This window comes from Polynucleobacter sp. MG-6-Vaara-E2 (genome assembly GCF_018687695.1).
In the GTDB taxonomy this organism is placed as follows: Bacteria; Pseudomonadota; Gammaproteobacteria; order Burkholderiales; family Burkholderiaceae; genus Polynucleobacter.
Window position 1 is genome coordinate 656,169 of sequence record NZ_CP061303.1, and the last position, 25,070, is coordinate 681,238.

36 protein-coding genes and 1 other RNA gene are annotated in these 25,070 nt (G+C 44.0%); 21 read left to right on the plus strand and 16 right to left on the minus strand.

The window, feature by feature from the left end; all coding sequences use genetic code 11:
• The first annotated feature begins 48 nt into the window (after positions 1-48).
• From ICV38_RS03470 to ICV38_RS10330, 6 genes are all read left to right on the plus strand, one after another.
• Entirely contained in the window at positions 49-867 is an 819-nt protein-coding gene (locus ICV38_RS03470; protein ID WP_251368216.1) for a tetratricopeptide repeat protein, read from the plus strand.
• Positions 868-917: 50 nt separating this feature from the next.
• Complete coding sequence (locus tag ICV38_RS03475; protein ID WP_215382360.1) at positions 918-1,421, plus strand: DUF1993 family protein; 504 nt, start codon at positions 918-920, stop codon at positions 1,419-1,421.
• Between the two features lie 298 nt (positions 1,422-1,719).
• Positions 1,720-2,256, plus strand: coding sequence for a hypothetical protein (locus tag ICV38_RS03480; RefSeq protein WP_215382361.1), 537 nt, complete (start codon positions 1,720-1,722; stop codon positions 2,254-2,256).
• Positions 2,257-2,483: 227 nt separating this feature from the next.
• Positions 2,484-2,987 (plus strand): LexA family transcriptional regulator, encoded by a 504-nt coding sequence (locus ICV38_RS03485; protein WP_215382362.1) that lies wholly within the window; start codon positions 2,484-2,486, stop codon positions 2,985-2,987.
• On the plus strand, positions 2,984-4,294 hold the full coding sequence (locus ICV38_RS03490) for a Y-family DNA polymerase (protein WP_215382363.1): 1,311 nt from the start codon (positions 2,984-2,986) through the stop codon (positions 4,292-4,294). The genes ICV38_RS03485 and ICV38_RS03490 overlap by 4 nt, the downstream gene beginning before the upstream one ends.
• Positions 4,295-4,432: 138 nt before the next feature.
• Positions 4,433-4,564, plus strand: coding sequence for a hypothetical protein (locus tag ICV38_RS10330; RefSeq protein ID WP_256441297.1), 132 nt, complete (start codon positions 4,433-4,435; stop codon positions 4,562-4,564).
• Positions 4,565-4,674: 110 nt separating this feature from the next.
• Here the strand turns inward: ICV38_RS10330 and ICV38_RS03495 are convergent, their stop codons facing one another.
• On the minus strand, positions 4,675-4,845 hold the full coding sequence (locus ICV38_RS03495; RefSeq protein WP_215382364.1) for a hypothetical protein: 171 nt from the start codon (positions 4,843-4,845) through the stop codon (positions 4,675-4,677).
• Between the two features lie 444 nt (positions 4,846-5,289).
• Here ICV38_RS03495 and ICV38_RS03500 point away from each other — a divergent pair, with 444 nt between their 5' ends.
• Positions 5,290-5,994 carry a hypothetical protein gene (locus ICV38_RS03500; RefSeq protein WP_215382365.1) on the plus strand — a complete coding sequence of 235 codons (705 nt, stop codon included), beginning with the start codon at positions 5,290-5,292 and terminating at the stop codon, positions 5,992-5,994.
• Between the two features lie 33 nt (positions 5,995-6,027).
• Positions 6,028-6,378 (plus strand): YkgJ family cysteine cluster protein, encoded by a 351-nt coding sequence (locus ICV38_RS03505; protein WP_215382366.1) that lies wholly within the window; start codon positions 6,028-6,030, stop codon positions 6,376-6,378.
• Here ICV38_RS03505 and ICV38_RS03510 read toward each other — a convergent pair.
• Both ICV38_RS03510 and ICV38_RS03515 read right to left on the minus strand, forming a co-directional pair.
• Positions 6,375-7,337 (minus strand): tripartite tricarboxylate transporter substrate binding protein, encoded by a 963-nt coding sequence (locus ICV38_RS03510; RefSeq protein WP_215382367.1) that lies wholly within the window; start codon positions 7,335-7,337, stop codon positions 6,375-6,377. The genes ICV38_RS03505 and ICV38_RS03510 overlap by 4 nt on opposite strands.
• Before the next feature lie 43 nt (positions 7,338-7,380).
• Positions 7,381-8,208: an amidohydrolase gene (locus tag ICV38_RS03515; RefSeq protein WP_215382368.1), complete on the minus strand. Its 828-nt coding sequence runs from the start codon at positions 8,206-8,208 to the stop codon at positions 7,381-7,383.
• A 45-nt stretch (positions 8,209-8,253) separates the two neighbouring features.
• Here ICV38_RS03515 and ICV38_RS03520 point away from each other — a divergent pair, with 45 nt between their 5' ends.
• From ICV38_RS03520 to ICV38_RS03530, 3 genes are all read left to right on the plus strand, one after another.
• Positions 8,254-9,135, plus strand: a complete 882-nt coding sequence (locus ICV38_RS03520; RefSeq protein WP_215382369.1) for an oxaloacetate decarboxylase — start codon at positions 8,254-8,256, stop codon at positions 9,133-9,135.
• 42 nt (positions 9,136-9,177) lie between these two features.
• Positions 9,178-10,152: a tripartite tricarboxylate transporter substrate binding protein gene (locus ICV38_RS03525; RefSeq protein ID WP_215382711.1), complete on the plus strand. Its 975-nt coding sequence runs from the start codon at positions 9,178-9,180 to the stop codon at positions 10,150-10,152.
• 125 nt (positions 10,153-10,277) lie between these two features.
• Positions 10,278-10,589, plus strand: a complete 312-nt coding sequence (locus ICV38_RS03530) for a RodZ family helix-turn-helix domain-containing protein (protein WP_215382370.1) — start codon at positions 10,278-10,280, stop codon at positions 10,587-10,589.
• Positions 10,590-10,691: 102 nt separating this feature from the next.
• On the opposite strand, the gene ICV38_RS03535 is transcribed toward ICV38_RS03530, so the two are convergent.
• From ICV38_RS03535 to ICV38_RS03545, 3 genes are all read right to left on the minus strand, one after another.
• A complete protein-coding gene (locus tag ICV38_RS03535) occupies positions 10,692-11,081 on the minus strand; it encodes a hypothetical protein (protein ID WP_215382371.1) in 390 nt (129 codons plus the stop codon).
• Positions 11,082-11,129: 48 nt separating this feature from the next.
• Complete coding sequence (locus ICV38_RS03540; RefSeq protein ID WP_215382372.1) at positions 11,130-11,555, minus strand: polymer-forming cytoskeletal protein; 426 nt, start codon at positions 11,553-11,555, stop codon at positions 11,130-11,132.
• A gap of 374 nt (positions 11,556-11,929) precedes the next feature.
• Entirely contained in the window at positions 11,930-12,169 is a 240-nt protein-coding gene (locus tag ICV38_RS03545; RefSeq protein ID WP_215382373.1) for a hypothetical protein, read from the minus strand.
• 242 nt (positions 12,170-12,411) lie between these two features.
• On the opposite strand from ICV38_RS03545, the gene ICV38_RS03550 reads away from it, so the two are divergent.
• Both ICV38_RS03550 and ICV38_RS03555 read left to right on the plus strand, forming a co-directional pair.
• Entirely contained in the window at positions 12,412-12,801 is a 390-nt protein-coding gene (locus ICV38_RS03550; protein WP_215382374.1) for a hypothetical protein, read from the plus strand.
• A 103-nt stretch (positions 12,802-12,904) separates the two neighbouring features.
• The gene (locus ICV38_RS03555; protein WP_215382713.1) at positions 12,905-13,432 is read left to right on the plus strand and encodes an HD domain-containing protein; all 528 of its coding nucleotides are present in this window, start codon (positions 12,905-12,907) and stop codon (positions 13,430-13,432) included.
• A gap of 22 nt (positions 13,433-13,454) precedes the next feature.
• Here ICV38_RS03555 and ICV38_RS03560 read toward each other — a convergent pair whose 3' ends face one another.
• Complete coding sequence (locus tag ICV38_RS03560) at positions 13,455-14,078, minus strand: MFS transporter (RefSeq protein WP_215382375.1); 624 nt, start codon at positions 14,076-14,078, stop codon at positions 13,455-13,457.
• On the opposite strand from ICV38_RS03560, the gene ICV38_RS03565 reads away from it, so the two are divergent.
• A complete protein-coding gene (locus ICV38_RS03565; RefSeq protein ID WP_215382376.1) occupies positions 14,066-14,437 on the plus strand; it encodes a tripartite tricarboxylate transporter substrate-binding protein in 372 nt (123 codons plus the stop codon). The genes ICV38_RS03560 and ICV38_RS03565 overlap by 13 nt on opposite strands.
• Positions 14,438-14,506: 69 nt before the next feature.
• On the opposite strand, the gene ICV38_RS03570 is transcribed toward ICV38_RS03565, so the two are convergent.
• The 4 genes from ICV38_RS03570 to ICV38_RS03585 form a co-directional block, all read right to left on the minus strand.
• Positions 14,507-15,010: an acyl-CoA thioesterase gene (locus ICV38_RS03570; RefSeq protein ID WP_215382377.1), complete on the minus strand. Its 504-nt coding sequence runs from the start codon at positions 15,008-15,010 to the stop codon at positions 14,507-14,509.
• 3 nt (positions 15,011-15,013) lie between these two features.
• Positions 15,014-15,565, minus strand: a complete 552-nt coding sequence (locus tag ICV38_RS03575) for a GNAT family N-acetyltransferase (protein WP_215382378.1) — start codon at positions 15,563-15,565, stop codon at positions 15,014-15,016.
• Positions 15,566-15,674: 109 nt separating this feature from the next.
• Entirely contained in the window at positions 15,675-15,836 is a 162-nt protein-coding gene (locus ICV38_RS03580) for a hypothetical protein (RefSeq protein WP_215382379.1), read from the minus strand.
• A gap of 221 nt (positions 15,837-16,057) precedes the next feature.
• Positions 16,058-16,237, minus strand: a complete 180-nt coding sequence (locus ICV38_RS03585) for a hypothetical protein (protein WP_215382380.1) — start codon at positions 16,235-16,237, stop codon at positions 16,058-16,060.
• Positions 16,238-16,536: 299 nt separating this feature from the next.
• Between ICV38_RS03585 and ICV38_RS03590 the strand changes: the two genes are divergently transcribed.
• A complete protein-coding gene (locus tag ICV38_RS03590; protein ID WP_215382381.1) occupies positions 16,537-16,773 on the plus strand; it encodes a hypothetical protein in 237 nt (78 codons plus the stop codon).
• A gap of 33 nt (positions 16,774-16,806) precedes the next feature.
• Here the strand turns inward: ICV38_RS03590 and ICV38_RS03595 are convergent, their stop codons facing one another.
• Positions 16,807-17,127: a hypothetical protein gene (locus tag ICV38_RS03595; RefSeq protein ID WP_215382382.1), complete on the minus strand. Its 321-nt coding sequence runs from the start codon at positions 17,125-17,127 to the stop codon at positions 16,807-16,809.
• Between the two features lie 163 nt (positions 17,128-17,290).
• On the opposite strand from ICV38_RS03595, the gene ICV38_RS03600 reads away from it, so the two are divergent.
• Entirely contained in the window at positions 17,291-17,569 is a 279-nt protein-coding gene (locus tag ICV38_RS03600) for an HU family DNA-binding protein (RefSeq protein ID WP_215382383.1), read from the plus strand.
• Positions 17,570-17,606: 37 nt separating this feature from the next.
• Positions 17,607-17,951 (plus strand): hypothetical protein, encoded by a 345-nt coding sequence (locus ICV38_RS03605; protein ID WP_215382384.1) that lies wholly within the window; start codon positions 17,607-17,609, stop codon positions 17,949-17,951.
• A 58-nt stretch (positions 17,952-18,009) separates the two neighbouring features.
• On the opposite strand, the gene ICV38_RS03610 is transcribed toward ICV38_RS03605, so the two are convergent.
• Both ICV38_RS03610 and ICV38_RS03615 read right to left on the minus strand, forming a co-directional pair.
• The gene (locus tag ICV38_RS03610) at positions 18,010-19,053 is read right to left on the minus strand and encodes a hypothetical protein (RefSeq protein WP_215382385.1); all 1,044 of its coding nucleotides are present in this window, start codon (positions 19,051-19,053) and stop codon (positions 18,010-18,012) included.
• Positions 19,054-19,071: 18 nt separating this feature from the next.
• Complete coding sequence (locus ICV38_RS03615; RefSeq protein WP_215382386.1) at positions 19,072-20,313, minus strand: DUF3419 family protein; 1,242 nt, start codon at positions 20,311-20,313, stop codon at positions 19,072-19,074.
• Positions 20,314-20,537: 224 nt separating this feature from the next.
• On the opposite strand from ICV38_RS03615, the gene ICV38_RS03620 reads away from it, so the two are divergent.
• Complete coding sequence (locus ICV38_RS03620) at positions 20,538-21,125, plus strand: cyclase/dehydrase (RefSeq protein WP_215382387.1); 588 nt, start codon at positions 20,538-20,540, stop codon at positions 21,123-21,125.
• A gap of 36 nt (positions 21,126-21,161) precedes the next feature.
• Here the strand turns inward: ICV38_RS03620 and ICV38_RS03625 are convergent, their stop codons facing one another.
• The gene (locus ICV38_RS03625; protein WP_215382388.1) at positions 21,162-21,626 is read right to left on the minus strand and encodes a polymer-forming cytoskeletal protein; all 465 of its coding nucleotides are present in this window, start codon (positions 21,624-21,626) and stop codon (positions 21,162-21,164) included.
• 66 nt (positions 21,627-21,692) lie between these two features.
• Here ICV38_RS03625 and ICV38_RS03630 point away from each other — a divergent pair, with 66 nt between their 5' ends.
• Positions 21,693-21,980: a RodZ family helix-turn-helix domain-containing protein gene (locus ICV38_RS03630; protein WP_215382389.1), complete on the plus strand. Its 288-nt coding sequence runs from the start codon at positions 21,693-21,695 to the stop codon at positions 21,978-21,980.
• A 407-nt stretch (positions 21,981-22,387) separates the two neighbouring features.
• Positions 22,388-22,954 carry an SRPBCC family protein gene (locus ICV38_RS03635; protein WP_215382390.1) on the plus strand — a complete coding sequence of 189 codons (567 nt, stop codon included), beginning with the start codon at positions 22,388-22,390 and terminating at the stop codon, positions 22,952-22,954.
• A gap of 261 nt (positions 22,955-23,215) precedes the next feature.
• On the opposite strand, the gene ffs is transcribed toward ICV38_RS03635, so the two are convergent.
• Positions 23,216-23,314, minus strand: an RNA gene (ffs, locus tag ICV38_RS03640) — signal recognition particle sRNA small type.
• A 32-nt stretch (positions 23,315-23,346) separates the two neighbouring features.
• Between ffs and dnaX the strand changes: the two genes are divergently transcribed.
• A complete protein-coding gene (gene dnaX / locus ICV38_RS03645; protein WP_215382391.1) occupies positions 23,347-25,068 on the plus strand; it encodes a DNA polymerase III subunit gamma/tau in 1,722 nt (573 codons plus the stop codon).
• The last annotated feature ends 2 nt before the right edge of the window (positions 25,069-25,070 follow it).

A 25,070-nucleotide genomic window follows, 5' to 3' on the forward strand; every position in this document is an offset into this window, starting at 1 on the left:
CTAAACTGGTGATAATAAAAATCGTAGTGAAATATCCTATAAGGAGTCATGATGAAGATGCGCAATGTACTGAAGTTGTTTGTTGGCGTTGTTGCCAGCACGCTATTGCTCACTAGCAATCTTGCTTTAGCAGAAGCAACTTTGCCTGAGGTTTCTCAAGCCATTCAATCTGGCCAGTTGGCTAAAGCCGATGCCATGATGAAAGAAGTTTTGCAGAATCATCCTAATAGTGCCAAAGCACATTACATTGCTTCTGAGCTCTACTTAAAGGAAGGTAAGTTAGATGCGGCAAGGAGTGCATTTGTGCAAGCGGAGAACTTAGCGCCAGGCTTGCCTTTTGCTCAACCAGAATCTGTACAACGATTACAGGCTCAGTTACGAGCTGGTAGTGTGCCTGCGCATGCCAATGCGGGTGCAGGATCAATCTTTAGTAGCCCATTGTTTTGGATCTTGATTGCAATCTTGGTTGCGGGCGTGGTCTTCTTCATGAGAAAGCGCCCAGGCCCAGTTCAGGTCTATAACGCACCAACAGCTAATGGCCCGTATTCTGGAATGCCGGGGGCTCCTGGAGCTTATCCCCCTGGTTATCCTGGTGCACCAGCATCAGGCATGGGTAGTGGCTTGATGGGCAGTTTGGCAACTGGCGCAGCATTAGGTGCTGGCATGGTTGCGGGTGAGGCCTTGGCAAGTCATCTTATGGGTGGCAGTCAACATACAAATCCAAACATCAATAATGACTTTAACCAAGTGGGTGGTCCTGCACCCGATGCGCCTAACTTTGGTGTGAATGATGCAAGCTCTTGGGATGATGCGAGCTCAAGCTCTTGGGATGACAGTGGTGGCGGTGGTTTTATGGATGATGTCTGATCGAGTAAGCCAGAAGCTAAAATAAATTAATACAGAAAGTAAAAGTCTTTATGGCAATGTCAATGTACCAAGCATCAATTCCGCAATTTACTAAGATGCTAAGCAATCTTTCGAATATTCTGAAAAAGGGTGAAGAGTTTGCTAAGGCCAAGAATATTGATGACACAGTATTAGTCGGTAGTCGTCTTGCTGCTGATATGTTCCCACTCGCAAAGCAAGTACAGATTGCCTGTGACCAAGTCAAAAACGGCATGGCACGTTTGGCTGGCGTAGAGCCACCCAAGTTTGATGACAATGAATCTACATTTACAGAACTGCAAGAGCGCATTGCTAAAACGATTGCCTTTGCTAAGAGCATTAAGCCCGAACAGGTTGATGGCACTGAAGCCAAAGAGATTAAGTTCTCGATTAGAGAATGGAACTTTGAGTTTGTGGGCGATCAATACTTAATGACTTGGATCATTCCAAACTTTTACTTTCATGTGACTACTGCCTATAACATCCTGCGCCACAACGGGGTAGAGATTGGCAAGTCAGACTTCCTAGGGAGTTAGGTGGCCATTACAATGGCGCCATGGAATATTTTTCTGAAATCATTGAGTCAATAAACCCTTGGATTTTCCGAGTTAGCGTTTACCTCTCTAATGCATTTCTGGATGACCCTGCCATTCTGGCATTCATGTTTTGCTAGCCCCCTCTAGATACTGTCAATTTCGCCTTGCACACAAAATGTGCCATGCCTTGTGCAGATGACATCATTTTTTGGTAGGCTTAGGTAATTCACCATCTTAGTTGGGTTTCTGTCTCGTTGCTCCGAGATTGAGCTCATCAACAGGAAAAGAGATTTAGGGTATGACTGAGGGCATATTGATCGGAGGCTTAGTGATTTTGGGCGGCTTAGTTGCCAGCTATATGAAGACACATCCTTTTTATAGCCACAAAACTCAAAAATACAAAGAGAACTATCAAAGAAAGTTACAAGACATCCTTTCACATACTTACGACTCAACAGACGCCTATTGGCTATCACGCGCGATTGCTGATAATATTTTTGATTTTGGTACAAGGACGTATCGCGATTACCATGTTGAGCGCTATGAAAAGAGAGCGAAATCAGAAAGACCACATCTTTTTGAGATGCATGTTGAAGAGCCGAGAATTTTGTGTGAACGCTTAACGGAGCGTGCCATTGAGTTAAAGGTTCCGATTGGCGCCTTTAGTATGCATATGCGCTATCTCTGGCAGGAGTATCTAGTACCCGTTGGTCGCTTGACTCCAGCATCGGTTGATCGTTTGCCTGGCTCAAGCCTTTATGCGACTGAGTTAAAGAACTTGCCCGTCTCCCAAGAGGATATGCAAATCTTTATGCACAAAACAGGACAAGCTTAAACAGCTTCCTTTGTCTCCCCCACCGTAATCGGTGGTATCGGAATGTTGGTAAATTGCTAGACCCATTATGGGGGCGCTTCCTCGGAAAAAGAGACCCTAGCGCTTGGGTTTATTTGTAGATTGGCCTCGCTAGAAACTCTCAAAACACCCCTCTAAAGCATCAAAACAACAAAATCAGCCTCATTTTTGCGGTTTTTACATATACTGTATAAACATACAGTATATTAATGACTATGACGCAAGAAATAATCACCCCAAAAGTAACCTTAAGTCAGGCACCACAAGCCTTGGCGGGTCATTTTGCCGCCTATGAGCTCAAGCTTCTGAGTCACCGGATTTCAGCGGGATTTCCCAGTCCGGCAGCAGATTACGCTGAGGATGGCCTTGATTTAAATCATTACCTCGTCCAAAACAAGCCAGCAACATTCATGTTTACCGTGAAGGGGGATTCGATGCTGGGCGCGGGTATTTGTGATGGCGATAAAGTGGTTGTCGACAAAGCTCTTAAGCCAAAACATAAAGACATCGTTGTGGCTGTAGTCGATGGTGAGTACACCATCAAACGCCTCTACCAATTACGTGGTCGTATTGAGCTGCAGCCAGAAAACCCAAGCTATCAGCCGATCACTTTTAGTGAGGGTAGCGAACTGCAAATTTGGGGTGTTGTCGTTGGCGTGGTGCGTAAGTACAGCAATGCGAGTAGCAGATATAACAAAGGTGGCAAGCAATGAGCGCTTATTTAGCATCAAACTCATTGTTCGCTTTGGTTGATGTAAATAACTTTTACGTTTCTTGCGAGCGAGTATTTCAGCCTAAGCTAGAAGAAGTGCCGATGGTGGTGCTATCAAATAATGATGGTTGTGCAGTCGCGCGTAGTGCTGAAGTCAAAGCGCTAGGTGTAAAAATGGGTACGCCATGGTTTCAGATGGAAGCACTTGCCAGAAAGCATGGCATTCAGGCTTACTCATCAAACTACACTTTATATGGCGATATGAGTAACCGTGTAGTTCAGGTATTGCGCGGCTTCACACCTAATTTAGAGGTCTACAGCATTGATGAGAGCTTTCTGCAAATCGAGACCGTCTTAAAGCAATATCAAAACGCGATCGAGCTAGGCCAGGGTATCAAACGACAAGTCAAAGATACAACGGGTTTGCCAGTATGTGTAGGTATTGGTGCGAGCAAAACCCTGGCAAAGCTAGCCAATCACTTAGCTAAAAAACATAAACAGTTCTCTGGTGTATGCGATGTCAGTGCCATGAGTAAAGAAGAGCTCTATCAGTGGATGAGCGAGACAGAAGTAGGTGAGGTATGGGGGGTTGGCAGACAAATTGCCAAGAAACTCAAAGCGCAAGATATTCATAGTGTGTTTGATCTCTTGCAAGCTTCACCACAAGTGATGCGTCAACAGTTTGGTGTAGTGATGGAGCGCCTCTGCTATGAGCTTCGCGGCACCTCTTGCTTAAAGTTGGAAGAAGTCGCGCCTGCTAAACAACAAATCATTGCCTCACGTAGTTTTGGTAAGTTGGTAACCAGCCAGGCAGAGCTTGCTCAATCGGTTGCTACTCATGTAGCGCGGGCTGCAGAGAAGCTCAGAAGCCAAGATAGTGTGACAGGTGCATTGACAGTCTTTATTCAAACAAACCCGTTTAAGCAGCATGAGCCACAGTATCACCAAAGCATCACTATTCCGCTGACCAATGCAAGCGATAACACGCTGACATTAACCAATGCAGCTTTAGCGGGTCTCAAACAAATTTATCAACCGAACTTTCGTTACAAGAAGGCGGGGGTCATTCTCAATCTCATTAGTGATAAGCCAACGATTCAGCAATCCCTCTTTGAGGATGTCGAAAGCAAAGGCAAGTCAGCCAGTCTCATGAAAGTGGTTGATCAGATCAATACACGTTTTGGGAATACTGCAATCAGATCGGCAGCTGCTGGCACAAACACTACTAAAGAAGTCTGGCAAATGAGATCAAACAATAAATCACCGAACTACACCACGAAGTGGGATGAATTACCGGTGGCTAGATAGGTCGAGGCATCAAGAAACGCATGAAAACAACACCGATAAACACTATTTTTAACTAGCTCATTTCATGAGCTTTTGACCCACTAACCTTATATACATAGCAGTAAGTAAAACAAGCAAACCCACTATAGGAGCAAACAAATGGACTTATTAAATAACTTTAACGGCATCTCATTGGCGGCTGTCATGATTTTGTCTTATTGCGCCGTGTTGAAAAACACTAAGCGTCATGAAAGTGCCACAAAACAGGCATTTAATCGCAGTTCCTATTAAGGGAATAGTTGAAAAAATAATAGTTGTAGCAGGTTTTTTTGGGGGAATAAGGAAATCACGGACTCCTTATTCCCTAATTCTTTTGGGCCTGCCAAGTGGATGCTACTACATCAAAAATCAAAGTCACAATCGTCATCAAAAAAACGATATTCCAATTGAATATCTTTGCGGAGCTTGTGCTGCCAATGCAAGCGATCTTTTAAAACTTCGTACTTAATGGTATCGGCATACTCATTAAAGTAGTCATCATCTTCAGCGTGATAGTGGTGAATCCGCATCATTACCTCCTGGCTTAGTTAGGTTTTTGACCCAAAGACTGAGGAGCAATCTAATTCAAGCGGTAAACAAGTAAGTATTTCGCTCCACAGATCTAATGCTTGTGCGAAGTCTGAGGAATTTGAGATGACATGTCTATCAAAGGGAGGGACTTTTTTTCACAAAGCCTAAAATTATTGCTAAAAAACGACAGCTGTGAATATGAAATCCTCAATGCCGATCTGTTCGTAATGAGTGCTAATAGTAAGTGCGGTAAATTTAAAAAGCGGAATGTAAACAGGGGACTGCCGATTGGTAATTTCCCAAGGTTATTCTTTGATGCTTACGCCTAAAATGAGGCATAGCGAAGCTCTTAAGGGGTGGATGCTGAAAACCTCTAGTAAGCCGGCAAGAGGAGAGGATAATCATTTATTCAATGTAAATAAAGACGTTACTAGAGTTTAGTATTCATGCCATTTTTTGAAATCATCGCTACCGTAATCATTGCGCTATTGCTCATTAGAGTAGGCGCCCATCTATGGTACAAATATCCTCGATATCATCAATGGCTTGCGGTGATATACGGCGTTCCTGTTATTGCTTTTATTTTGTATTGGGTAGTCCAACCCTTGGAGACCTACTTACAAAGGCCTGCAAGGCAAATTTCTCAAGAAGTTGTGGTGAGTATGGATGGGATGGCCTTAGAGCAGAATTTTTCAGATCTCAAAAAGCATAATTTCCTGACCCGCATGAAGTCTAGTCCATATCCAGGTATATCGGTATACAACGTTAGTAAGAAGCGTATGGAATTGACCACCAATTACGCGGATGTGGATGATAAAAGTTTGACAGTCAAGGCTATCACCCACTTGTGTCCTACAGTACACAACCCAATGCGTAGCCCAGTGTTATTAAATGGCATTAGCTGTGCAGATAGTGAGCAGACTTTGATCAATCAATATCAGAAGACGCCTTTTAGAATTTCTTGTTGGGCTGGTAAGCAAAATACGGGTGTCTTCACTAAAGTTCGTATCTACGATTTCCCAGGGCTTAATTTGCGTTATCGAATTTTTAATCGGCGGATTCTGTCTATGCAAGTTGCCAGTCCTGAGTACCTGAGAAAAATTGATCAAGGGAATTGGGAAAACTGTCCTGAAGACGCCAATAAAAAATAGTCAGCCAGGCTTAGGGGATTGGGATTGGGGCCTATGGTGATTGGCGTAGAGAAAAATCCGTGTTTTGAATGCGGCATGTGCTGCCAACATTTACGAGTCAGTTTTTACCATGGAGAAATTGAGGGGAATGGCGCTGGTACAGTGCCAGCAGAACTCACGACGAAAGTTTCAGCTCATCTAGTCTGCATGAAAGGGACAGAAAAGGGTGGGGCACCCTGTGTTGCGCTCAGGTATACAGCAGAAGAAGGCTATCGCTGCTCAATCTACGAACAGCGTTCTAGTACTTGCCGAAATTTTAATATCCTCAATGAGGATGGAACACCCAACCCTAAATGTCAGGAGCTACAAGAGCTTGCTAAGAAGCGACGTCAAGTCGCGACTTAACGAAGATTCAAACTCTTCGCAATTTGACTAAATGCAGCATATTCTTGATCAAGTTTGTTTTGTAGCTCCTTGCCGGTGAGTACTGCTGAAGATTCACCCACCTCATCTAGGTAGCGCAAGGTATCTGGCTCTTTCATTGCTTGGCTATACGCCTTGGCGATTTGATGAATGCGTTCAGGCTTCGTACCCTTTGGTGCTAAGACAATTCTCCAGAGCAAAGTTTCTTCTTTAGCAAGGCCAATATCCTTCAAAGAGCTTGCATTGGGAAACTGCGCATTGCGATTGGCAGAAGAGACTAGCAAGCATTTCGCTTTACCAACATTGGCATGCTGAATGACTGGTGGAATGGAGCCAACATAAATATCAATTTGGTTTGATAAGAAACCAATAATGGTTTCGCCAGCACCTTTATAAGGAACGTCTACCGCTTGAATATTTTGTGGTCTAAAAATACGCTCTGTCGCTAATTGAGCGGGGCCACCAAGACCATCGGTGCCATAGGTATATTTCTTGGGATTCTTACGCAACTCTTCCATAAAAGACTTGCCATCATTAGCGGGGAAGTCAGGATGAACGCAGAAGATATAGGGTGCAGTAGAGAGCTGCACAACTGGAATATAGTCGCTCGGAGTGTATGGTACTTTGCTCGTTTGTGGAACTACAGTAACTGGTGATGGCCATACACCAGCTAATGTGTATCCATCGGGGGCGGAGTTCACCACCTGAGCAAGACCAATCGTGCCGCCTGCCCCAGGTACGTTCTGAATGCTAATTGGACCACCAATAAAACGTTGCGCATCTTTTGAGGCTACTCTAAAGAGGGCATCAGTACCACCGCCAGGTGCAGTAGGCACAATCAATTTAGTCACGGTCTGGGCGGATGCGGATCCACCTAATAAAGAGATGATCCCCAGAAAGAGTAGACCTCTATTAAATTGTTGTGTGAATGTGTGACGCATATTAGTACCTTAGATAAAAAAGAGCCATTAAAAAATTAAAACGCTAAAAGTGGAAAAGTGTTTTGGGGTTGTTGATCAAAATATCTTCCCAAATTGCGGGATCGTCAACTGCAGACTCAATCCAATCAATACAGTCTTGATAAGTAAAGAGGCCCTCATAACTGAGCCAAGGCCAATCGCTAGCCCATACCAATTGCTTGGGGTTTGCAGCGACTAAAGCATCAAGGTACGGTTCAATACTGACACCATCTAGGGAACCGAAGCGGTAGGGCGCAGAAAGCTTCACCCAAACTTGACCCTCGCTAAGGCCGCGTAAAGTATTTTGGAAGGAAGTGCTATTCACGCCAAGCCGAGGATCGGGATTACCAAAGTGATCTAGTACCAACGTGACACCACTGGCCAAAATCTGTGGAACCACCCGCTCTTGCAAGTAATCCTCTAAAAATAACTCAACATGAAGGCCAAGATCTTTTGCTACACCTAACAAGGTTTTGTATTGAGGGCTATCAATATCAGGAATAGATTGCCTCTTAATCCAATTGAGACGAACACCTTCAACACCATGCTCCCGCATGGCAAGTAATTGATGCTCAAGATCAGCTTTTGCCAAATTTACATCGACTATGACGGTACCACGCAAAGTATTGGGGTGCCGCTTGAGAGCCTCTAATAAGAGAGTGTTGTTGGGACCGTAAAAGCTGGGCGCCGTTAACACGCCATGAGAAATGCCATGTGCATCCAAAACGGAAAGGTATTCATCGGCAGTGATATCACGAATGGGGTGAGAGTGGATTTCAGGGGCCAAAGGAAAGTCCACAGCCATGATATGGGCGTGGCAATCAATTCCAGTGATAGCTTGTTTTTCTTGCATCCGTCTCTCAGTTCATCTTTATAATTCTGTAAAAAGGAGACTACCATGCCACAGCAAGATGGCTCAACGCATTTAGGCACGCGATTGCGCAAACTCATCAATGAGCGCAGAGGCTTATTAGTGCCAGGAGCGGGTAATGCTCTAGCCGCTAGGGTGATTGAAGACGCTGGCTTTGAGGCAGTCTATCTCAGCGGGGCAGGACTCACGAATCAGTTCTACGGGATTCCAGATCTCGGTTTTATTAGCCTAAACGATATTGCAGCGCACACTGCGGCCATTAGAGATGTCATTCAATTACCACTCATAGTGGATATCGATGTTGGCTTTGGTAATGCCGTCAACGTTCATCATACGATTAAAGTCCTTGAGCGCTCAGGTGCCAATGCAGTACAAATCGAAGACCAAGCCATGCCAAAGCGTTGTGGTCACTTTGCCGGTAAAACTATCATTAGCAAAGAAGAAATGTGCGGCAAGATTAAAGCAGCAGCCGATGCGCGAATTCATGATGATTTTTTAATCATCGCCAGAACCGATGCTAGATCAATCACTGGATTGGAAGATGCGTTGGATAGAGCGCAAAACTATGCACAGGCTGGTGCAGATATGACTTTTATCGAAGCGCCAGAAAGTGTAGAGGAGATGAAGCTCATCGCTTCTCAAACCTATTGCCCACAGTTAATTAATATCGTGATTGGCGGTAAAACCCCCTCACTACCATTAAAGGACTTATCTGAGATGGGTTTTGGTATCGTGCTGTATGCAAACGCTGCCTTGCAAGGTGCGGTGCGCGGTATGACCAATGCCCTAGAGCATCTACAGAAGACTGGCGAACTCAAAGAAGACCCTACCTTAGTAGCCTCCTTTGCAGAGCGTCAAAGCGTTGTCAAAAAAGAAGACTTTGACGCGCTAGAAAAGAAGTTCTCATAAACCGTCACAACTAACAACTCATCAGAGCCTCACATGAAACTCATGAAATTCATCAAGCCATCCAAAATTTTTCTCTCGATGATGTTTGCCATCATCGGCACTACTGCAATCGCTGCGGACCCCTGGCCTAATCGTCCAATCAAGTTCATTGTTGGCTTTGGTCCAGGCGGTGCAAACGATTTAGTGGCACGTGCAGTTGCTGAAGGGGTGAGTAAGCAATTGGGTCAACCCGTGATTGTAGAAAACAAACCGGGTGCTGGCTCCGTGCTTGGCGGTGATTACGTAGCCAAGAGTGCTCCGGATGGTTACACTTTTTATGCAGGTGCTGCAGGTGGCGTAGTGACGATTCCGATGCTGCGTAACAATATGCCGTACAAACAAGAGGATTTAGTGCCTGTTGGCATGATGGCGGTGAGCCCATCCATCATTGTGGTCAATAGCGATTCGCCGATTCAGAACTTTAAAGAATTGCTGGCAAAAGCTAAAGGTAAACCTGGCGTGACATTTGCAACAGCAGGATCTGGTAGTACGCCACACTTTGTTGCAGAAATGCTCAAGCTTTATGCAGGTGGTGGTAATTACGAAATCATTCCCTACAAGTCTGGATCCGAGGGCGTATTCGCAGTGGTATCCAAGCAGGTTGATGCAACTTCTGAGGCTAGCGTAGTGGTGCTCCCACAAATTGAAGGTGGCAAGCTTAGACCATTGGCCTCTACCTGGAATAAACGTATCACCCGTTTGCCGAACGTACCCACAACCAAAGAGTTGGGCTATCCCAATATCTTTATTGGCCACTGGGCGGGGCTCTTTGCACCTAAAGGTACGTCACCGGAGATCATTTCCAAAATGAATGGCGCGATTCAGGCAGCTTTGGATACTAATGCTCTTAAATCTCGCTTGATTCCACAGGGTATTGAGCCAGCACCAGGCTCGCAAGCAGATTTCATCAAGTTCTTAACAGAAGAGAGAAATCGTTTGCAGCCGATCGTCAAGAGCGCGAATATGAAAGACGAGTAGGCATTTATGGTGCACTGCAGTAGAAAATAGTAGTTAAAAAGGATGCTGCATTACCCTAAGAGCTAGTTGACATCACATACTCAAAGTGGGAATATCGCCTTCTGATTCGCAAAACGGAGATGTAAATGGCAAATTTAACGGAGATTAAATGCGCTAGAGAGACAGGGAAGCTGCTTCATAAGGCACGTGAGTCCAGCGGCATCACACTGCAAGGGTTAGCAAATTTGAGTGGCCTCACTCTGAACCAAGTGGTGCATATCGAAAACGGTAATTTCTTTGCGTTTAATCAAAGCTTAGATCAATACTTGGCTAACGCTCATCACTGTGCAGAAATGATCGGGGCAGATATCAGATCGTCCGGTCAAATTTCTCCTGTTCCTCAAAAGACGTTTTCTATTGAAGAAGCTATTCCCGTATTTTTACAAAGAGTTGCGTAAGTTTTGGGTTTGAGGCGAAACAAGAATTGAGAAAATAAAAAACCACCTTAGGGTGGTTTTTTATTTGGTAGGAAAAAGATTGCGATGAAGCAAGGTGTTCATCTATGCTGCGTTAACAGACAACTCACCCCACATCACAACATCCATATCGACTAATTGCCACCCTTTGTGCTGAAAGCCAATATCAAAATCATCCGTTGTTTTGCTGCCTTCAAAGATTGCTCTTAGCGCAGTTTGCTCATCCTTAGGAGTAGTTTCAGAAAAATAAATTAATTTTTGCCCTTCGGATGAGAGGTTAACTTCTGAAAAATCCTGATTGCCCAGACTTAATCCAATAGACTCTTCATAGGTGGCTAAAAAATCTGGTGGGTGTGATGTTACGAAGTTACCCGTTTTCCAAAGAAAGCCACAATTTATCTCTTTATTATCTTTGCGATAAGTCATGCGCTCGGTAATATGAAATTCTTCTTTTGGTGAGATTTTAAAAACCATGATTACTCCTGAATGAGGAAGCAGTTAAGGTAATTGAGAGAAAGTGACTTATGAGGCTTTCTTTTTGGTATCAAAAGGCAGGATCTCGGAATCTTTTGAGCTAGTTTTATCAAGGTCGACACACGATAACAAGCCGTTAACCTTGGCATCTGGGTGAATATCGAGGGTTTTGTAACGAATATCGCCACGGATGACAGCGGTTGGGTAAACCTCCATTTTTTCATCAACCGTAATCGAGCCCTCAATCGTTCCAGCAACAATCAGATTGGAGTAATGCAGGTCACCCGTTAAAAGACCTTCTTTATCGATCACTAAGGTTGAAGCACTGTCTTTCACTTCGGAAATATTACCCACAAAATGCCCAGCAACCCGAAAGTTACCTTTGCCTTCTAGGTTTCCCAATACCTTTGAGCCTGCTCCAATTTCATTTGAAAAAGATAGGTGATAGTTAATCGGTTTTTTGCTGTCAAACATGGTGCCTACTCCGCTTTTATCATTGCGTTGGTTGCCAATAAATCAGATGACCCAAGCTGTATCGAAACGAGACCATCGGCATGATCAGCTGACTCATCGGCATAAACAATATGCTGAGGTATTGGTAAGACTTTGTCTAATGAATTTTAGGGTTTTTTAGCAGGTGAAATCTAGTTGCATGGCACCAAAATCATGCATGCTCTAAGTGATTGATTTGCATAGATAGCCTCAGCAATTAAGCCTATATGACAAAATAATGACTCATGCGCTGTAGGGCTAATTGGCCATCAAGACTCCTTGAAGCTGGACTGATTGTCTATTTAAAACTTCGAAAAATCTCGTGTCAGATTTTGGCTTTTATCAAACTTACACTCTTAACGATAGAGTGGATTGAGTGATGTCCAAAAGTCTGAAAAGTAGCCAGCGAAATAACTGTATGCACCAAAGACCACAATGCCGCCAATGATCCATTCCCACAATGGCGCAGCAGAGAAAAAATCTCGTAGGCTTTGCTTTATTTCAATGAGTTCGTCTTTTAGTCGCTCAAATCTAGACTTGGGTAAGCGGACAATTTTGTGCGCAACTGGCACACTCTTTTTGGGATATATGTACATATATGCTCCTTTTTGCGCGAGGCAAAGTGAACTGCTCCAAACTGCTTGAACTACCACTATCAGCCTACGCCTAATTGAGGAAAATAGGGGGGAAATATAGAAAAGTGTCTTAAATACAGCAATATTGGGTGAGGTTTTGGGGTGTTTTGCAAAATTAGGCTCTTGGCATAGACTTGGGTGGCGTAAGAGGGTGTGCCTTATATTTAGAGTTATTGAAGATAAATTCAGATTCCGTCCGATCCATGAAGAGAAACAAACTAGTTTTGATCTGTGCAATTTTGCTGGCCAATGTCAATGTCGTAGCATGGGCAAACTCCAGCGCAAACTCGGCAACACAGGCCGGCAATAAAACCAAACCTAGTCCATTAAGAGACATTACATACTCATGCTCAAGTGAATATGTAAAAGCGGAGAGCATCAGAATCCTCTGGTCAGAGGCTAACTACAATTTGCCAATCTCTGTATTAGATGGATTTAATTCGGAGACCTGCATTGGTAAGGTCAGTAAAACTACTTTTACTTGGGATAGGGGTACGAGTTCAGCGTCTTTAGATCGTCGAACTGGAGCGCTTACCATTAAACCCAAAAAAGATGGCGTATCGATTTCCTTAAAGTGCACATTCGTTGAGTAGCATTCTCTCTTTGGGTATTTCTCACACATTTGCACGTTACCATTAGCAGCTATCAGAGTCGCTTAATGGAGTCATAGAGCCTCCCTATAATAGGGACATCATGATTAATCATTTTGTGCAAGCCTTAGCGTTTGCTGCCGACAAGCATAAGAATCAGCGCCGTAAAGATGCGCAAATCACGCCGTATATCAATCACCCCATTGATCTTGTGAATGTCTTGGTAAATCAGGGTGGTGTAGTTTCGTGGGATGTGCTGTGCGCAGCTCTATTGCATGATGTGATTGAAGACACCGAAACTACCGAAGAAGAATTACTGGCTCACTTTGGTAAAAAGGTCACTGCCATTGTCAAAGAAGTGACCGACGATAAATCGCTGGCCAAGGATGTGCGTAAACGCTTGCAGGTAGAGCATGCACCTTTTGCAAGTCATGAAGCAAAGCTCGTTAAGTTGGCAGATAAGATTTGTAATGTTCGCGATATTCTGAGCTCACCTCCAACTGGTTGGGATCTAAGGCGCAAACAAGAATATTTCGCATGGTCTGCAGCAGTGGTTCTTGGTATCCGAGGGACAAACTCCAAGATGGAAAAAGTCTTTGACGATCTCATGGAGCAAAGCAAGAACATGCAATAAAGCTGCTAATCAAGCAGTAAAGTCAGTGTTTTAATTGTGTAGCAATTCGACGAGTGAGCTTCGGTGGGCTGGAATCAATATGCAGCCGGTGACGTTCTTCTTGCATCGCTAAGTCATCAGCAGTAAACCGATCAAAGCGTCTGAGATAGTCTGCCCATGTTTCAAATACGAAATACTCTAAAAACTTACCTGCATGTTCGACATCTTCAAAAAGACTCCAAGACAAAGCGCCTTGCTTTAGGCGTGAGCCTCTGGTCTTTGCCATCAATTTCCTAAAGGCGTCCGCCTGCTCTTGGTGAATGTGATATTCAATCGAAATCATCACAGGTCCCTCATGAGGATCAATGTCTCTTGAGGGATGCGGTCTCTCTATCGGGCAGACGGGAGATAAATCCTCTCCCTCATGACCATGAATGCGATGTTTGCGGATTAATACTAGTGCTACGATGCCAAAAATAGCGCTCGCTACAACGCCTGTAGTGACATCAGTAGAGTTGGTGATCTTTCCCCATACAAATGCACCCAGCGCACTGCCTCCCATAAGGCTCATCTGGTAGAAGGACATTCCCCGCGCTCTGATCCAATTGGGCAAAGAGAGTTGTGAGGCTGTGCTGAGAGTATTGCCATGTGAATATGTATTTCTCAACCGTTTTAGAGTCCATTGGTTCAGTCAAGTCCGGAAAGCTCAAAGCATTCGGCGCCAGCTCACTAGTGCGCTCACCAGCCATGCCTGACTTACCCACGATTGCAGAGTCCGGTGTTCCTGGATTTGATGCTGCCTCTTGGATTGGTATTGCAGCGCCAGCAGGCACACCTCCAGTGCTCGTAGACAAAATTGCTGCAGACATTAAGGCAGTGATCTCCGAGCAAGATACTAAGCAAACTCTTATTCAGCAGGGCGCTACACCAATGCCATTAGCACCAGCAGCGTTTAAAGCCAGAATTGAAAGCGACCGAGTGCGTTACGCCAAAGTGATTAAAGACGGCAACGTCCAAGTTGATTAAATCAATTCACAAATCTATTTGTCTCTGACTTTGACCACCTTCGGGTGGTCTTTTTTTAAGGGGTTAGCTTTAATTTTCTGTGATATCGATTGCTCTGGAGCTTCTGATGTCTAATGCCTCTTCCTCGTATTGAAGACGCATTTCTCTACGAAGTTTTGCCCCTCTGTGACGACGTAATTCATCAGGTGTTTGGGGAATAAATGCCGGCACTGCTGATGGCTTGCCATCTTGACCAATTGCCACCATGGTAAAAAAGCAACTATTCACATGGCGCTTAATCTGCGACTGAATGTTTTCCGCAATCACCTTAATGCCAATTTCCATTGAGGTGTTTCCAGTGAAATTGACCGATGCAAGGCAGGTTACTAGCTCGCCTACATGAATGGGCTGTCTAAAAGTTACCTGATCAACGCTTAGCGTAACTGCTTGCTTGCCCGCATAGCGACTAGCGCAGGCATACGCTACTTGATCGAGCAATTTCAGCAAGTCACCACCGTGAACATTGCCAGTAAAGTTTGCTTTATCTGGCGTCATTAAAACAGTCATGGTTAGCTGGGCATTAGAGTAATCCATGCACTATCTCCCTAGTAAAAAATGATTCTGTGCAAAAGGGGCTAGCAAAAACCAATTGCGTTTGGCAATGATCATTTGTTCCTTGAAATACGTTCCCCAATTTGGCGGTTCTAGTTGTAAGTTGGCTTCTGAGTCGCCCAGCATATTGCGCGGCACTAAACCGTGTTTTTCGCACAGGCGTTTGATGGGTCTATTCCAGCTAATGCAATGCATAAAGAGATCTTTGTAGTGGCGATTACGAGCCCAAGTAATAGCCTCATCCATCATGGTGTCGGCAATTCCTTGTTTGCGATATTTTTGACCTACGATTACACCAAACTCTACTTCGGTACCATGCGAAGCAATATGAATCGTTCCCGCCCACTTGCCATCAATTTTGGCCACTAAGAAATAATTATTCTTATGATCTTTCGCAAATTGCTTTACAAGAGTATCAATGGCCTTTTTATTCATTGAGTGGCCAAAGTAGTTGTGGAGAGTTTGAGGATCTTGGGTTTTTAACCAAGATCCATATTTGGCATACTGATTTCGTACAAGAAACTCAGTCGTCAGCATGGCGCTACTCAATATGACAATGTTTGTTGTAATACCGCGCTTGCTCAGACCTGGCCTCTAACCAGGCATCTAGGAGGTCAGTAATCATCTGTTTAATCTTGTTCATAATTTATAGCCCCCGCAATGTGGTGTAGTGATAGAGGTAATCACGGGTAAGTTCGTCTACTTGCTGATGGCTAGTAGGGTGATGGCTATTGATAAATTGCTCCAAATCGTTGCTTTTGGCATAGGTGCCGAAAACTTGATTAAAGAGGCTCAATAATTGTGTCATTTAACGCTCCTTATCTAAATGTATTAGGGTTAATACTTAGTTAGACTAGCACCTATTTGTGTATGTTGCATGACAGCAAAAATAATTTTTTAGTGATCAAGCCCTATCAAAATGACTTAAAAAACGGGTGCCTGCGGCGAACTTACTGTGCCATACAAGAATTGCACCAAGGCGGTGTTTTTGTGAGCTCAAGCGGAAAAAAATTTAAAAGACCTTAAAGCCTAATCTTCTAAATCTTCGCTACTGTCTTCCACTCTGTATTCCACCTTAATTTTCTTTAATACAGGATGTAACAGTGGACTTGCATCCTTGGATACATCGTTTAAGTGGCAGTAGCCATAAAAAGGAATAGGCTCTTTTTCAACTAGCTCGCGATCTTCAGTAGTAAAAGTAGTCATCATTACTCTCCCTAAATGAATCAGATGTGGTTACCTATGGGCTGTTAGAACAAACTGAGGAACCAGTAAGGAACAGAATTGCTCTTCATCTCCCATAAGTAGCCATCATTCTTGATGAATTAATGTGACAAATCTATCGTGAACTGAAATATTTTTCGGTAAATTTTAAAAGGTGAAATTGTCATATTTGGCCTTGATAAATCGAGCTCAAATATGACAATGAGCATCAAGCATTCATCAAGATGTCATGAGAAAAGTAGAGCATCACAGTCAAGTTCAATGGCTCATTGAAGGAGACAAAAATGCTAGATCAAAATCAAAGTGACAAGGTTATTGAATTAAGAAGAATGTCTGCCGAGTACTATCAAAAGGCGGCCTGGAATCAACTGTTGGCGCTCGATAATTACAGAGAAAAAAACTTTGAAGCGGCAGATCGTTTTGCGCAGCTGTCTTTTGAAGATCAGATGGCGGCGATGGAGTATGCCGAGCTAGCTGATGCAGAGTCCTCTCTGCATCTCGAGCTAGAGCTTGAGGATTAACTAAAGCTCTGAAAAAAGGGGCTTTGTGCCCCTTTAAGCTGTAGGCGTGCTGCTTGGGGTGCTTGGGGCTGCAGGAGCCTTTTTAGCAACAACCTTCTTCGCTACCGCTTTTTTACTAGCCACCTTTTTAGTGGCAGTTTTTTTGCTAACTACCTTTTTAGTAGCCGCCTTTTTGCTAACTACTTTCTTGGCGGTCGTTTTTTTAGGAGCAGCTTTTTTACTAGCTACCTTTTTGGAATCTTTGGAAGCTTTAGAGGCTGTTGCTTTAACCAGTTTTTTAGAGACTTTTTCTTTTGCCGCTTCTAGTTTCTCTAATTTTTTGCTTAACTTTTTGATTGTTTTATTAGCTGACATACTGCTCCCTTTTGATTGAGGTGGAATACTTTTGATAAGGTTAAAACGAAATCGGCTACTTCACAAGAGTTTTAGTGGCTGACGGACTCAATAAGAGTTAATTTGTCACAAAGCCCTGTTAAATTTGCGCCAAATAAATGTGATTTCTATCAATTGGCAAGAAATGAATAAAGTGCAAATAATCGAATCCATGGCAGTGGCAGCGGATATTGGCTATGCCGATGCTGAGCGCGTTCTAGAGTCCATGATTTGTCGGGTAATCGAGGCAGTGAGTGCCAATGAGCAGGTCAGAATTGGCGGCCTTGGTTCTTTTTCCCAAAGCGTGCGAAGTGCCCGTATCGGTCGAAATCCTGCCACAGGCGCTCCTCTCAAAATTGCCGCATCAAAGTCCATTCAATTTAGGGCCGGCGAGGCTTTTAAAAGACAAATCAACCAACCTTAATTGCCATGGGCTTGTGTGAAGCTTAGATGAGGCTTAGATGACTACTTTTTTGATTGCAATGCTCAGTGTTAGCTTTTCAGTGCTCGCCCAGTTTCTTCTAAAGTCTGGGTTGCAAGGATTGTCGCCAAATAGTTTTGCTGACTGGTATCTGGTAGCCAAAAACTGGAGAATTTGGGCTGGTTTTGCCTGCTACTCAAGCGCCGCTTTAGTTTGGTTGCGAGTTCTTGCTGACTGGGACGTTAGCAAAGCTTATCCAATGATGGGGATGGGTTTTGTGCTGACATTGTTGGTTGGCTTGTTATGTGGCGAGACCATCACGACAAGCCGGATTGTCGGTATTGCAGCTATTTTTATGGGCGTTGTGCTGGTAGCTAGAAGCTAGATGCAATAAGCTACAAACTAACAAACGTAAAAAACGGTCAAATAATCAACCTGATAGATCAAGCTCCCAGCTTGATCAAATCCTGCGCACTGATACCTAGGCTTTTATTGGCCACCACTTTGAGGATCTTTCTTTGCAGCCAATTTCCTGAAATTGGGCTAGCCAGGAAGGTGTACTCAAGATGAGCGCTAGCACCTCTTTTTCTCTTAAAGTCTCCTGCTCCGGAGCTGTAATTCAGAAGTACCCGCTCTTCATTTGCGTAAGAATAGATTGCTGCAAAAAGTACTCTGTAAGAGCCTTCTAGATCTAATGCTGGATCGTAGCCAAGGGCTGGTACGGTGAGCGTCTGCTGGGTTGATTGCAACAAGGCAAATGAACAAATTTGACCAGAGGAATTGCGCACTAAGAGGCAAGACATGACCCCCGAGCGCACTACGTCTTCAAAGAATTCTTGCGTATATTGCGGATTTAATAAAGAGTGCTTCTCAAGATAGATTTTTTGATAGAGCGCCTGAATTCGTAACAAGCTAATTTGATCAAGCTGAGTAGTAATTTCTACTTGCATCTGGAGCTTTTTAAATAAGGTCAGATCTCGTTTGAGGTGGGATGGTATTTGCAGGGCCTCATCCCGTAAATCAAATTCATAAATCACGCGCGAGGGTATGCCATAAAAACCGCTGGACTGAAGTTGATTAATCAGTGCAGGATGGCGGTGGGGCAAAAGGTTGCGTATCCCGACATAGTAGTTTGGATGAGCCTGCTGCATTTGACTGGCAATGCTATGAATCTCCTGTTCTTGTTCTGTAGACCAAATTGAAGTGGAGATTGGATAATTTCCAACAAATATTGTTCGATCAATACCAAGTAAAAAAGAGAGCTTACCCAAAGCCTGAATGAGAAGAACCAATAGCGGTTGGCTACGGCACTCATGGGCTAAATAGTCAAACCATGCGCTCCTTGGCGAAAAAAGATAGCTTGCATTTTTCTGTCTTGAAGGCAGGGTAATGCTGACGGGTATTCTTAAGAAGCCTTCCCAAAGTAAATTAGCGCTAGCGTTAGCAACCCAGTCCCTTAAATGAATTTGGGGCCAAGTAGAGCTCATGCTAGCGCTAAATTCAATTTAAGCGGCTAGTTCATATAGGTGAAAAGCCCCGTAAATTGCTGAGCGATCCTCATGGATTAACTGATCCGATGTAGCGTGATTTCGTTTCCAAAGTCTATTTAGATCAGCCGTAAGAGCACCCTCAATAGGAGAGCTTGTTCCAGCAGTTCTAAAAATAATCCGCGCGCCAGGATTGGCAGTTCGGGTAATCTCAGTCCAGAGGGTACATATTTCTTCTGGAGTCATCCAATCCTGAGCATCTAGTAACACAACAGCGTCTACTGAGTTTGCTGGCATTCTCTTAAGTGCATCTAAGACATTATTTTGTTCGATAGATAATCGATCGATGTTGTTGCGAACCAATTCAAAATGTTGTTCTTGTAGATATAAAGGCTTATTGGTGGGGTTGTGATGGTCATAACTCCTACCGTAGGCTTGCCAAGCAAAGTAATTATTATTGATGTTATCAATGGTGGCTAATTTTCTAGCGCGCTCTTTGAGAACTTGAGCCATGGTTTCTGGGCGGTCTTCGCACAGGCTAGCGTGTTGACTTGGCGGAATTCCGAGGTTGTATAGCGCTAGCGGGCTACCCATAATTTTTTTCACAAGCCGTGAATCAAAAATTTTGGCAACATTTTCATCAAACCATTGAGCCTGGGCTTCGACCGTAGGTTGTTTGAGTAATTCGTCTAGCTTTACGCGATAGAGTTTGGCGCTAATGTGGATAAACCCAATGAGTTTGCCTAACAAACCGTATTTATAGAATCCTTTTTCGAACATCCGAATGCGTTCAAACCCTTTCATACCACCTTCCCAGTAATCGCGTGTCGCAGGATTTAAATGCTGCGCTAAGACTTCTCGGTAGAGGCGAGGGTTATTAATGGATTTTGCTTCGCCAAAAAATTTATAAAATTCTTTGTATTCAAGCCTACGAATACCTTCCATCTTTAGGTTAACCAAGGCCACATGGGCGTGGTTTAAATCTACCGCAGTAATTTTTTTAGGGCTTGCAGTGAGGTAGGAGAGGGCATTGCAGCCACCAGAGGCAATCGTAATTAAATGGTCGGTGGGCTGCAGTTTGAGTGCTTTTAAATCCACCACAGGATCTTCCCAGATTTGGGGATAGACTAAGCGCTCAAACCAAAGCGCAAAAAGTCGATCATGAAATGACACTTTTTTCTTTTTTGCATAGACAGCGTCTTTAAGTAGTTTTTTTGAGCGCGAAAGATTTGACTTAGGCAATGCAGTAAGGTTGTCCATAGTTACTCATGAAGTGGTTAAAAGGCAGACCTCATTTAAGACAAGCTTTAAGTCAAAGTAGTGACAATTTTGTTGCAAATTTATTAAAGTAGTCTGACTCCCGATTGCTAAGGCATAGTCATCAAACTGCCATCAAATCATCGTATTGATTGAGTATTGTTGAAATTTATATAGGTCAATCGAGTATGTTTGGTAGATATCAGAAGATCGCGTTACCTCTTTTCATGCTGGTTTTTTCACTGCTCTGTGCCCCCAACTCACAAGCAGCACAGCCTCCATTTGATCTGAAGGTGTCAGTAGATCGGGTAGGTGCTACTTTTCAAGTACATGCCAGCTACGTAGTACCGGTCAATGAATGCCAAGCATACGCATTTTTAACTGACTATGAAGCTGCAAAAAATATCCCTGGTATTAGTGAATCGAGAATCATTAATCGCAATGCCAATAAAGTTCAAGTAGAGCGGGTTGCAGAAGAGCGGGTCTTGTTTATTCCGATCTATCTGCGCTCTTTATTAGAATTCTCCGAGGTTTCCAATAGTCGCTTAGAGTTTGTACAACTTGAGGGTCATGCAAAATCTTATAAGGGTAACTGGGTTATTGAGCCTGACAGAGCTGGTACGCGCTTTATCCATCAGGCAAGCTTTGAACTAGATACCTCAATCCCACTTTTTATCATTCAATATTTTTTAGAAAATAGTGCAACCAAGCGCTTTGAAATCATGGCCGAGCGTGTAGCTCAGCAGCAGATCAGCACAAATGCCAATGGCAATCCAAATCCCAACCCCCTCTGCAAGAAATTAGCCGCCTTGTAATGCAATGGAAAAAGAGGGGGCGAGACTACAGGCAAATTACAGTCTAGTAAATTTCCCAGTAATTTTGGCGCCTTTTTCAATGGCGATCTCTTTATAGAAAACGTCGCCCGTGATGACCGCAGTTGAGCGCAGGGTCAAAAAATCATGAACCTGAAGGCGGTTCTCAATATGCCCTGCAATGTCTGCTAGCTGGCAATCAACCTGTCCTCGAACTTCACCCGTTTTTTCGACGAACAAGGCATGAGCCGTCAAGTTGCCTTCAATAAGGCCTGACACAGTTGCCATATCCGGTATGTTGAGGGAGCCCACCAGTCGAACTCCTTCTCCGACCACAAGACTGCCAGGGCGCATGGCGCTTTGTTGCTGAGAAGCAATAGCTTGCTTCTGCGTTGCCAAGTCTTGCGAAGAATCATCCTGTAATTGACCTTGGGGCATCTCTTGAGGTGAGGCGTCTAGAGTGGCCTGACTATTGGTCTGAGAATTTTCTTTTTTGAAAAACATCAGTAATGCCACCTTTTGTCGGTAAATGGTAATAAAACTGTCAATAAATTACTCTAGCATCTGAGTATGACAATTTCAGTACAGGTTCCTATGTCTTTTAGACCTAAACCAGTATCAACCACCATGATCCTTGGGGAGGTGCTCAAGACCGCTCGCATGGATCAGGGGATGAGTCAGGAAGAGCTTGCCAATCAGGCATGTCTGAAAAAGTGGCATATTCAAGAAATCGAAGAAACGGATTCTTGCAGAACTTTTTACTCCCAAGAAATCAAATTACAGGGCGCTAAAAGAATCGGGAGTCTTCTCGGTCTTGATCACTCTCAATTTCTGTCGGTGAAGTCCTTAAAAGACTGATAAAAAGACTCATAACAAGAGTCATAAAAAGATTCATCAATATTGCTTAGTGTTGCCAAGGTAAGCTATACGAGAGTGGCTTCTCAACATTTGATATTCTGTAAGCAGAATGAACTGCAAAGAATGTCAATTTTTCTACATCACCTGGGACCAGAAATTTCCCTATGGGTGTAAGCAATATGGCATTAAATCCAAAACCAGCCCTGATACTCAAGTGCTCGCCAACACAGGGTTAGCCTGCTTAGTTTTTCAAGCGAAAAAAGAGAAGCCTTAGTGTCGTAAAGCTGTACCTATGTTTGACTTCAAAATGGAATTTTTTTATTGAGATGAGTGCATCACAAAGATAATAGTTGGTTAGTTATTCAAGGGCTTGATCAGCCTTTTTGAATCTACTCTAAAATCGGCCCATGAAATGGTTTCTAATCTCAATTCTCAGTTTGCTAAGCCTGCAGGTCTGCGCGCAGGAAGCCGATAACCCCTTCAATGTTCAGATTAGTATCAAGCCTCTCAATGGCCGCTTTCATATCAACGCAAACTACACTGTGCCCATTCAGCCCTGTAATGCATATGCGTTCTTGACTGACTATGAAGCTTCTAAAAATATTGCAGGTATCGTAGACGTCAAAATTGTCTCAAGGTCAGCTAATAAAGTGCGGGTGAGCAGAACTTTAGAAGAAGAGATTCTATTTTTTCATGTGGAGCTAAGAACTGTAGTCGAATATACCGAAGTACCATATCGCCTTTTAAGCTTTGAACAAGTCAGTGGTGATGCCAAGCATTACAAAGGCACTTGGAAATTGGTTCCGGAAAAAGACAAAACAACTTTTAAATATGATGCAGTGGTTGAGCTTGATTCCATTGTGCCGATGGCTGTCATTGAGTACTTCATGAAAAACAATCTGTATGAGAGGCTGGAGTCTATGGCTCAAAAAGCATCGCAGTACAAGCCCTCAACTACATTAGCTTGTAAATAATTGGCGTACCCAACCATTTCCTACGACCAAATCATCCTCAATCCCTATTTATTTGTCCCTCAAGCCTCTACGCTGAATCCTTCTGTATAGAGGAGGGTTAGGTTTGCAAGTATCTGTTGAGTGCACCCATAAAACATTGCGTCTGTTTAAGATTCAGTTGGACGTACGAACCGTCCTAGTACTGACCATTCTTTGGATGATTTGGGGAATCTTCAGGATTCTGAAGATCTTCTAATTACATACTTATATATAGGGGGAAGGGTGGATGAGCCAAACCCCCGGCACTGGCAGAAATTGGGTTTGGCTGCTTCGTTCCCGACCTGACCAGGTTATCCAACCCACCATGCGGGGAGGCCCATCCAATTCCATTTTAGCTTGTTAGAATGGTGGCTATGACCGCTTTAGCATTAGCCCGTTCGTGGCGTCCCAAAACCTTCTCTGAGTTAGTGGGACAAGACCATGTGGTCAAAGCCTTAACCCATGCACTAGATCAAGGTCGATTGCACCACGCATGGCTCTTTACGGGCACTCGTGGTGTGGGTAAGACCACGATTTCTCGCATTATGGCTAAAGCACTCAATTGCACTGGATCTGATGGTTCAGGCAAGATGACTTCAGAGCCTTGCGGCAAATGCCCAGCCTGTATGGAAATCGATGCAGGTCGCTTTGTTGACTATATTGAGATGGATGCCGCTAGTAATCGTGGTGTAGACGACATTGCTGCTCTCCTAGAAAAAGCAGCCTACGCACCAAGCAGTGGACGATATAAGGTTTACATGATTGACGAGGTGCACATGCTCACCAATCATGCCTTTAATGCCATGCTCAAAACATTGGAAGAGCCACCCGAGCACATTAAATTTATTCTGGCAACAACTGATCCGCAAAAGATTCCAGTCACGATTTTGTCTCGTTGCTTGCAGTTCAACCTCAAGCAAATGCCAGTGCCACTCATTGTTGAGCACTTAGAAAAAGTACTTGCTGCAGAAAAAGTGGATTACGAAGTCAACGCTTTGCGAGTATTAGCAAAAGCAGCCCAAGGCTCAATGCGCGATGCACTGTCATTAACAGATCAAGCTATTGCTTATGCTGCTGGCAAAGTTACCGAAGAGTCTGTGCGCGGGATGCTTGGCACATTAGATGATGCGTATCTCATTCGTATTCTCGATTGCTTAATTGCTAAAGATGGAGCAAGCCTTCTAGCAGTAGCAAATGAAATGGGTGAGCGCAGTATGTCTTTCTCATTAGCATTGCAAGATTTATCCAGCTTGTTGCAAAAGATTGCAGCAGCGCAAGTCGTTCCAGAATCGGTATTAGAAGATTGGCCAGAAGCTGGCGAGATTCATCGCTTAGCTGGTCAGTTATCCAAAGAAGAAGCGCAACTCTTTTATCAAATCACGATTACGAGCCGTCCTGACTTGTCGCTCGCACCAGATGAGCAAACCGGCTTTGCGATGACACTCTTGCGCATGTTAGCTTTTCATCCGGGCAGCAATGGTGGCGGCGGTGGCGGTGGCTCAGCGCCAGCACCATCATCTCCATCAGCACCACCAGTCAATACAGCACGTCCAGCTTCAGCACCACAAGCTAGAACTGCAGCGCCTGCCTCTAAATCAGCAGCGCCGGTAGCAAAAACTTCTGCTGCTCCTGCACCTGCGGTATCAGCTCCTGTGGCTTCTGCACCTGCAGCTGCTTCAACTAGTTCAACTGCTCCAACTGGTAATCCAGCAGACCGTCCTGATTGGCATAGCTTGATGCGTCAATTGCCTGTGCGTGGTTTAGTGCAGCAGTTAGCGTTTCAAACGGAGTTACAAGATTGGGTAGATTCTGCTAACGGAGTTAAAGCAACCATCGTTACGCCAATGCCACAGTTAGCATCTGAAGCATCGGTTGCCCGTTTGGCTGATGCGCTAACTGCGCACTTTGGTAAGACCATCAAAATCGTGATTGAAAAAGGACAAGTAGAAGGCAAGACAGTTGCCAAGGTCGATGCTGCTATTCATCAAGAAAAAAGAATGAATGCTGAGCAAATGATTGCAGCTGATCCCTTTATTCAGCAATTGCAAAAAGAGTTTGGTGCCCAAGTGGTTAGTGGCTCAGTAAAGCCACTATAACT

What these genes read in the sequence shown, in the direction of transcription:
- ICV38_RS03540 (WP_215382372.1), bottom strand. Translation starts at nt 11,555, where the DNA reads ATGTTTGACAGCAAAAAACCGATTAACTATCACCTATCTTTTTCAAAT.
- ICV38_RS03505 (WP_215382366.1), top strand. Translation starts at nt 6,028, where the DNA reads ATGGTGATTGGCGTAGAGAAAAATCCGTGTTTTGAATGCGGCATGTGC.
- dnaX (WP_215382391.1), top strand. Translation starts at nt 23,347, where the DNA reads ATGACCGCTTTAGCATTAGCCCGTTCGTGGCGTCCCAAAACCTTCTCT.
- ICV38_RS03470 (WP_251368216.1), top strand. Translation starts at nt 49, where the DNA reads ATGATGAAGATGCGCAATGTACTGAAGTTGTTTGTTGGCGTTGTTGCC.
- ICV38_RS03500 (WP_215382365.1), top strand. Translation starts at nt 5,290, where the DNA reads ATGCCATTTTTTGAAATCATCGCTACCGTAATCATTGCGCTATTGCTC.
- ICV38_RS03580 (WP_215382379.1), bottom strand. Translation starts at nt 15,836, where the DNA reads ATGACACAATTATTGAGCCTCTTTAATCAAGTTTTCGGCACCTATGCC.
- ICV38_RS03565 (WP_215382376.1), top strand. Translation starts at nt 14,066, where the DNA reads ATGTATTTCTCAACCGTTTTAGAGTCCATTGGTTCAGTCAAGTCCGGA.
- ICV38_RS03605 (WP_215382384.1), top strand. Translation starts at nt 17,607, where the DNA reads ATGACTACTTTTTTGATTGCAATGCTCAGTGTTAGCTTTTCAGTGCTC.
- ICV38_RS03485 (WP_215382362.1), top strand. Translation starts at nt 2,484, where the DNA reads ATGACTATGACGCAAGAAATAATCACCCCAAAAGTAACCTTAAGTCAG.
- ICV38_RS03635 (WP_215382390.1), top strand. Translation starts at nt 22,388, where the DNA reads ATGAAATGGTTTCTAATCTCAATTCTCAGTTTGCTAAGCCTGCAGGTC.
- ICV38_RS03545 (WP_215382373.1), bottom strand. Translation starts at nt 12,169, where the DNA reads ATGTACATATATCCCAAAAAGAGTGTGCCAGTTGCGCACAAAATTGTC.
- ICV38_RS03535 (WP_215382371.1), bottom strand. Translation starts at nt 11,081, where the DNA reads ATGGTTTTTAAAATCTCACCAAAAGAAGAATTTCATATTACCGAGCGC.
- ICV38_RS03600 (WP_215382383.1), top strand. Translation starts at nt 17,291, where the DNA reads ATGAATAAAGTGCAAATAATCGAATCCATGGCAGTGGCAGCGGATATT.
- ICV38_RS03570 (WP_215382377.1), bottom strand. Translation starts at nt 15,010, where the DNA reads ATGGATTACTCTAATGCCCAGCTAACCATGACTGTTTTAATGACGCCA.
- ICV38_RS03530 (WP_215382370.1), top strand. Translation starts at nt 10,278, where the DNA reads ATGGCAAATTTAACGGAGATTAAATGCGCTAGAGAGACAGGGAAGCTG.
- ICV38_RS03575 (WP_215382378.1), bottom strand. Translation starts at nt 15,565, where the DNA reads ATGCTGACGACTGAGTTTCTTGTACGAAATCAGTATGCCAAATATGGA.
- ICV38_RS03590 (WP_215382381.1), top strand. Translation starts at nt 16,537, where the DNA reads ATGCTAGATCAAAATCAAAGTGACAAGGTTATTGAATTAAGAAGAATG.
- ICV38_RS03490 (WP_215382363.1), top strand. Translation starts at nt 2,984, where the DNA reads ATGAGCGCTTATTTAGCATCAAACTCATTGTTCGCTTTGGTTGATGTA.
- ICV38_RS03610 (WP_215382385.1), bottom strand. Translation starts at nt 19,053, where the DNA reads ATGAGCTCTACTTGGCCCCAAATTCATTTAAGGGACTGGGTTGCTAAC.
- ICV38_RS03550 (WP_215382374.1), top strand. Translation starts at nt 12,412, where the DNA reads ATGAAGAGAAACAAACTAGTTTTGATCTGTGCAATTTTGCTGGCCAAT.
- ICV38_RS03480 (WP_215382361.1), top strand. Translation starts at nt 1,720, where the DNA reads ATGACTGAGGGCATATTGATCGGAGGCTTAGTGATTTTGGGCGGCTTA.
- ICV38_RS03585 (WP_215382380.1), bottom strand. Translation starts at nt 16,237, where the DNA reads ATGATGACTACTTTTACTACTGAAGATCGCGAGCTAGTTGAAAAAGAG.
- ICV38_RS03630 (WP_215382389.1), top strand. Translation starts at nt 21,693, where the DNA reads ATGACAATTTCAGTACAGGTTCCTATGTCTTTTAGACCTAAACCAGTA.
- ICV38_RS03615 (WP_215382386.1), bottom strand. Translation starts at nt 20,313, where the DNA reads ATGGACAACCTTACTGCATTGCCTAAGTCAAATCTTTCGCGCTCAAAA.
- ICV38_RS03520 (WP_215382369.1), top strand. Translation starts at nt 8,254, where the DNA reads ATGCCACAGCAAGATGGCTCAACGCATTTAGGCACGCGATTGCGCAAA.
- ICV38_RS03620 (WP_215382387.1), top strand. Translation starts at nt 20,538, where the DNA reads ATGCTGGTTTTTTCACTGCTCTGTGCCCCCAACTCACAAGCAGCACAG.
- ICV38_RS10330 (WP_256441297.1), top strand. Translation starts at nt 4,433, where the DNA reads ATGGACTTATTAAATAACTTTAACGGCATCTCATTGGCGGCTGTCATG.
- ICV38_RS03510 (WP_215382367.1), bottom strand. Translation starts at nt 7,337, where the DNA reads ATGCGTCACACATTCACACAACAATTTAATAGAGGTCTACTCTTTCTG.
- ICV38_RS03495 (WP_215382364.1), bottom strand. Translation starts at nt 4,845, where the DNA reads ATGATGCGGATTCACCACTATCACGCTGAAGATGATGACTACTTTAAT.
- ICV38_RS03525 (WP_215382711.1), top strand. Translation starts at nt 9,178, where the DNA reads ATGAAATTCATCAAGCCATCCAAAATTTTTCTCTCGATGATGTTTGCC.
- ICV38_RS03625 (WP_215382388.1), bottom strand. Translation starts at nt 21,626, where the DNA reads ATGTTTTTCAAAAAAGAAAATTCTCAGACCAATAGTCAGGCCACTCTA.
- ICV38_RS03595 (WP_215382382.1), bottom strand. Translation starts at nt 17,127, where the DNA reads ATGTCAGCTAATAAAACAATCAAAAAGTTAAGCAAAAAATTAGAGAAA.
- ICV38_RS03515 (WP_215382368.1), bottom strand. Translation starts at nt 8,208, where the DNA reads ATGCAAGAAAAACAAGCTATCACTGGAATTGATTGCCACGCCCATATC.
- ICV38_RS03475 (WP_215382360.1), top strand. Translation starts at nt 918, where the DNA reads ATGGCAATGTCAATGTACCAAGCATCAATTCCGCAATTTACTAAGATG.